We start from the raw sequence: 6,000 nt of genomic DNA, 5'->3' as shown, positions 1-6,000 counted from the left end.
ACATTCCGCGGCAGGCGCGAGCCCTTTATCTGCGCAACCCGGTCCGCGTCATTCCCGACTCCCACTATCAGCCGCAGCCCCTGCAGCCGACGGCTCCGGGGCGGCCGCTCGACATGAGCGACTGCAGCCTGCGCAGCGTCTCGCCGGTGCACCTGCAGTACCTGCGCAACATGGGCGTCCGCGCCTCGGCCTCGGTGTCGATCATCGTCGACGGCGAGCTGTGGGGCCTGGTGGCCTGCCACAGCGCCCGGCCGCAACTGCTGCCGGTCGAGCTGCGCACCTCCGCAACCGCCCTGGCGCGCGCCCTCGCCCGCCAGATCAAGTCCAGGAGCGAGGGGGAGCTGTACCGCGAACGCACCCGCTTGCGCCTGCTCGAGGATCAACTAGTGGGACGGCTGGCGGCGGACCGGCCCATCGAGGCGGCCATCGGCGACCGGGCCCGCGACATGGCCGAGCTGGTCGACGCCGACGGCTTCGCCGTCGTCGGCCCGGAGGGCGTCTACCGTTTCGGCGTGACGCCTCCGGACGCCGCGATCCGCACGCTCGTCGGCCGCATCGCGGACGAGCCGGGCCTGCGCCCCTTCGCCACCCATGCCTTGTCCCTGCGCTTTCCGGAAACCGAGGCCTGGCGGGCCGAGGCCAGCGGCCTGCTTGGCGTCCACCTGCCGGGCGACCGGCCGCTGACCCTCCTGTGGTTCCGGGCCGAGATCATCGAGACCGTGCGTTGGGCCGGCAACCCGACGACGGCGGTCAAGTCGGGTCGGTCCGGGGCCCTGACGCCGCGCGCCTCGTTCGAGGCGTGGTCAGAGACCGTCCGGGGTCGCTCGCGTCGCTGGTCGCCGTCCCAGGTGGAATCCGTCGGCCGCCTGCGGGACGCCCTGGCTGACTTCGCGTCGGTGAGCCAGCTGCGCAACCTGAATCGGTCGCTGCAGGCCTCGCTCAGCGAGCGCGACGTCCGGCTGGAGCAGCAGGAGTTTCTCATTCGCGAGGTCAATCACCGGGTTCAGAACAGCCTGACCCTGGTGTCGTCATTCCTGGGCCTGCAGGCCCGTCAGGCCGCGCCGGAAGCCCAGACCGAGCTGCTCGAAGCCCGGCGGCGGGTGCGGGCCGTGTCGATGGTGCACAGCCGGCTGTATCGGGTCGAGGCCACCTCCTCGGTCGACCTGTCGCGCTATTTCGCCGAGCTGATCGAGGATCTGGGCGCGTCCATGGGGGTCGACTGGAGCGCCCAGCTCGAGCAGGACCTCGCCCCGGTCAACGTCGAGGCGGGCCGGGCGGTGACCCTCGGCCTGGTGCTCACCGAGCTGATCATCAACGCCCAGAAATACGCCTACGACGGCGAGCCCGGGCCAATCCGCGTCGTGCTGGAAGAGGACGCCAGCACCCTGCGCCTGACCGTCGAGGACGCGGGCAAGGGCGGGCACAAGGTCGGCCAGGGCTTCGGCTCGATGATGATCGGCAGTCTGGTCGCCCAGCTGGCCGGCCAGATCGACTACCGCGACGCCAGGCCGGGCCTGCGCGTCGTCCTCAAGGCGCCGATCGGCCGCGAGGCCTGATCAGCCCCTTGCCTTGCCCTTGAACGGCTTGCCGCCAGGCTTGGGCTTGAAACCGGGCTTGGGCTTGCCGGTCCACGGCTTGTCGCCCGTCGAGGCTCCGCCCTCGGCGCGCGGCGCCCAGGGCTTCTTCGGACCCTTGGGCTTGTCGACCCACGGCTTCTTGCCCTCGGGCGTCGGTCCGTCCTTGGTGCGCTTGACCCACTTGCCGCCGGTTTCGCCGGCCGCGGCCGGAGCGGCCTCGCGGTCGGTGCGCGGCGTCCAGGGCTTCTTCGGAGCGTCGCCCTCTACGCGATCCTCGCGGGCCTTCCACGGCTTCTTCGGCGCATCGCCGTCGGGGCGCGGGGCCCACGGTTTCTTGAAACCCTCGCCCTCGGCGCGCGGCTTGCGGAAGGGCTTGTCGCCGCGGTCGGGGCGGTCGCCCCCCCGGTCGCCCCCCCGGTCGCCTTGCGGCTTGTCCCACTTCCGCAGGCTCTTCTCGCCCGCCGCCGGAGCCACGGCGTCGCCGATGCTGACGCCCTCGTCGTTGGGCGTGTTCAAGGCGGCGCGGAACTTGGCCTCGGCGTCCTTGGTGATCTCGAACTTGGTCTCGCGATCGAAGATCTTGATCGAGCCGACGTCGCGCTTGGTCACGTGGCCCAGGCGGCAGATCAGCGGCAGCAGCCACTTCGGATCGGCGTTCTTCTCGCGGCCGATGTTGACCTTGAACCAGGTCATCTCGCCGCCGCGCGCGAAGTCGGTCAGCGGGCCGTCGCGCTGGCCACGCTCGTTCACGCCGGAGGCCTGGGCGCGCTTCATGCGCTCGTCATCCTGCACGTCCTCGGGCGGCGGCAGCTTCTCGCGGTACAGGCGGATCAGGGCGGCGGCGACGTGCTCGGGCGAGGTCCGCTCCAGCAGTTCCTTGCCCATGGCGATCGACTCCTCGTCGGCCTCGGCCATCAGGATCGGGTCGGTCAGCATCCGCTCGTGGTCCTTGGCGCGGATGGCGTCGGCGGACGGGGCGCCCGACCATTCGGCCTTGATGGACGCCGAGTTCAGCATCATCTCGACCTTGCGGCGGCGGGTGTGGCTGACCATCAGCACGGACACGCCCTTCTTGCCCGCGCGGCCGGTGCGGCCCGAACGGTGCAGCAGGGTGGCCTTGTTGACCGGGATCTCGGCGTGGATGACCAGACCCAGATCGGGCAGGTCCAGGCCGCGGGCGGCGACGTCGGTGGCGACGCAGACGCGGGCATGGCCGTCGCGCAGGGCCTGCAGGGCCTCCGAGCGCAGCGACTGGGTCAGTTCGCCTGACAGCCCGACGACCGAGAAGCCGCGCTCACGCAGCGAGGCGGTCAGGTGCTTCACGCGCTCGCGGGTGTTGGCGAACACCAGGGCGCCCGGGCTTTCGAAATAGCGCAGGACGTTGACCACCCCGTGCTCGATCTCGTGCGGGGCGATGCGGATGGCCTTGTATTCGATGTCGCCGTGCGAGGCGTTCTTGACCACGGTGTCGATGCGGAAGGCGTCGCGCTGGTAGGTCTTGGCCAGTTCGGCGATGTCGCGGGCGATGGTGGCCGAGAAGAGCAGGGTCCGGCGCTCGGTCGGGGCCTGGTCGAGGATGAAGGTCAGGTCTTCCTGGAAGCCCATGTCCAGCATCTCGTCGGCTTCGTCGAGGACGACGGCCTTCAGCTCGGACAGGTCCAGGGCGTCGCGCTCGATGTGGTCCTTCAGGCGGCCCGGGGTGCCGACGACGATGGCGGCGCCGCGCTCCAGCACGCGACGCTCGGCGCGGGGATCCATGCCGCCGACGCAGGTCGCGATCTTCGCGCCGGTCTTGGCGTACAGCCACTCCAGTTCCTTGGAGACCTGCAGGGCCAGTTCGCGGGTCGGGGCGATGACCAGCGCCACCGGCGCGGCGTTGTCCTCGAATCGCTCGGCGTCGCCCAGCAGGGTGGGGGCCATGGCCAGGCCGAAGGCGACGGTCTTGCCCGAACCGGTCTGGGCGGAAACCAGCAGGTCGCGGCCTGCTTCGGCTTCCAGCACGGCGGCCTGGACGGGGGTCGGCTCGGCGTAGCCGCGTTCGGAAAGCGCGCGGTCAAGCGCGGGATGGCTGGCGGGGAAGGGCATGGGCAGGGTCCGTAGGGCGCCAACGCGGCGCGCGCCAGCCTTTCCGGCGAGCGAAGGGCGGGGCATGTGCGCCGCAATCAAGGCGGAAGCGCGGCCCTCGTAGCGTCGGTCTGCCGATTTCTGACAGGCGCGGGGCGGGGCGCTGACAAGTGCGGCCTGTCGAGGCAAGCTGGGCCGGTAGGGGATTCCGATGCTTCGCACCATTCTCGCCGCCACGACGGCGCTGACCGTCCTGATCGCGCCGGCCCATGGGCAGGATCGTCCGCGCGATACGCCGCCCGCGTCCGGGCCGGGCGTCCGTCCGTCCGCGCCGCCGGTCTATACGCCCGGTCCCGCGAGACAGAACTCGCAGGCGATCTCGCCCGGGCAGACCGTGCGCGGGCGGCTGGAGGGCGGCGACAACACCCTGGACAGCGGGGAGTACATCGACCGCTGGACTTTCCAGGCCCGCCGCGGGGACGTCTACGAAGCCATCCTGAACGGGACGGGCCTCGATCCTTATCTGCTTGTCCGCGGGCCGGGCGGGTTGAGCGAGGACAACGACGACGACGCGGGCTCGCGCAACAGCCGGCTTCGCTTCACGGTCCCGGCCGACGGGACCGTCACCCTCGGCGCGACCACCTATGAGCCGGGCGAGACCGGCGCCTACAGCCTGAACCTGCGCGCCGTCGACGGCGGATCGGCCGATCCGGAGCCGTCGTCCCGCCCTTCGTCCGGCGGCGCCCTGCGGCTGGGCCAGAGCGTCAGCGGCGTGCTGGAGAACGGCGATGACACCCTCAACAGCGGCGAATATGTCGACAGCTGGATCTTCAGCGGCCGCCGGGGACAGGCGCTGGACATCCGCCTGACGTCCTCGGCCTTCGACCCCTATGTGGCCATCACCGGACCGGACGGCTTCTCCGAGTTCAATGATGACGACGCGACGGCGCAGGGCTCCCGCGACAGCCGCCTGCTGGTCACCCTTCCGGCCGACGGGGACTATCTGGTCGCGGCCACCAGCTATGAGCCGGGCGAACGCGGGGCCTACCGGATGTCGCTGCTGGACGGGACGGGCGCCGAGAAGCCGCCGTCGGCCCCGGTGCGGCCGTCCGAACAGGCCGCGCCCGGCGGCGCCATCCAGATCGGCCAGACCGTGGGCGGCGCCCTGTCGGCCGGCGACGACACTCTGGAGAGCGGCGAGTATTTCGACCGCTACACCTTCACCGGCCGGCGCGGGGAGCGGGTGGCGGTCGAACTGACCTCCTCGGCCTTCGACGCCTACACCATCGTGCGCACGCCCTCCGGCGAGCAGTTCGACAATGATGACGGCGAGGACGGCACCGACAGCCGCCAGCAGCTGATCCTGCCCGAGGACGGCGAGTATGTGGTGCAGGTCACCTCCTACCGCCCGGGGGAGACCGGCTCCTATCGCTTCACGGTCGAGCCCGGCCGCGAGTCGGCCCGTCAGGCGGCGGCGCCCGGAGGCCGGCGCATCTTCGCGGTCATGGTCGGGGTCTCGGACTACGGCGGCGCCCAGAGCAATCTGGACTTCACCGACGAGGATGCCCGCAAGCTGGGCGAGGCCCTCGACCAGGGCGGCTCCCTGAACGAGGCCAGCGTGGTCCTGACCAACGCCGAGGCCACCGTGGACGGCGTCCAGACCGCCTTTGCCCGCGTCGCCGCCCAGGCGGGGCCGGACGACATCTTCCTGTTCTTCTTCTCCGGCCACGGCAACCAGCACGAGGTGGCGGTCAGCGGGGTCGAGCCGGACGGCAAGAGCGAGACCCTCGTCCTGCGCGATGGCGAGATCAGCGATGTCGAGCTGGGGCGCCTGTTCGCGGGGCTGAACACCCGCCTGTCCCTGCTGGTGATCGACGCCTGCTATTCGGGCGGCTTCGCGCGCAATGTGGTGGATCGCCCGGGCGTCATGGGCCTGTTCTCGTCCGAGGAGGACCTGACGAGCGCCGTGGCCGACAAGTTCCGCGCGGGCGGCTACCTGTCCCACTTCCTGCGCGAGGGCATGGTCGGCGGCGCCGATCTGGACGGCGACCGGCTGGTGACGGCTGGCGAGCTGTCGACCTGGCTGCGCCGCCAGTTCCGCACCGAGGTCGAGGACGTCGAATCCGAGACCCAGGACGGCCAGCGCAACTACCAGAACCTGGTCATCGACCGGGGCGGGGTGCAGGTGGACGACGTCGTGGTGCGCCTGCCGGTGGAGGCGTCAGGGTCGTGATTCAGGGGGAATGGTGGATGTGACAGGGATTGAACCTGTGACCCCCTCGGTGTGAACGAGGTGCTCTCCCGCTGAGCTACACATCCATCTTTCGGGCCCCGAAGGCCGTACGCCGTCCGGGGAGGC

General features: G+C 70.9%; 3 protein-coding genes and 1 tRNA gene. 2 read left to right on the top strand and 2 right to left on the bottom strand.

From position 1 onward, the window contains the following. On the top strand, nucleotides 1-1,556 hold a 1,556-nt coding region (locus tag VGE03_RS14185; protein WP_331047124.1), incomplete at its 5' end, for a histidine kinase dimerization/phosphoacceptor domain -containing protein. Here the strand turns inward: VGE03_RS14185 and VGE03_RS14180 are convergent. Beyond that, nucleotides 1,557-3,662, bottom strand: a complete 2,106-nt coding sequence (locus VGE03_RS14180; protein WP_331047123.1) for a DEAD/DEAH box helicase — start codon at nucleotides 3,660-3,662, stop codon at nucleotides 1,557-1,559. A gap of 190 nt (nucleotides 3,663-3,852) precedes the next feature. Here VGE03_RS14180 and VGE03_RS14175 point away from each other — a divergent pair, with 190 nt between their 5' ends. Beyond that, nucleotides 3,853-5,874, top strand: coding sequence for a caspase family protein (locus tag VGE03_RS14175; protein WP_331047122.1), 2,022 nt, complete (start codon nucleotides 3,853-3,855; stop codon nucleotides 5,872-5,874). An 11-nt stretch (nucleotides 5,875-5,885) separates the two neighbouring features. On the opposite strand, the gene VGE03_RS14170 is transcribed toward VGE03_RS14175, so the two are convergent. Then, nucleotides 5,886-5,960, bottom strand: a tRNA-Val gene (locus VGE03_RS14170). Nucleotides 5,961-6,000: the final 40 nt, after the last annotated feature.

Origin of the sequence: Brevundimonas sp. (assembly GCF_036400995.1) — a bacterium.
GTDB lineage: Bacteria > Pseudomonadota > Alphaproteobacteria > Caulobacterales > Caulobacteraceae > Brevundimonas.
This window is presented reverse-complemented; position numbering and strand designations above follow the sequence as displayed.

Bases quoted from the DNA above. Each gene is read 5' to 3' on its own strand.
- VGE03_RS14180 (WP_331047123.1), bottom strand. From the start codon at position 3,662: ATGCCCTTCCCCGCCAGCCATCCCGCGCTTGACCGCGCGCTTTCCGAA.
- VGE03_RS14175 (WP_331047122.1), top strand. From the start codon at position 3,853: ATGCTTCGCACCATTCTCGCCGCCACGACGGCGCTGACCGTCCTGATC.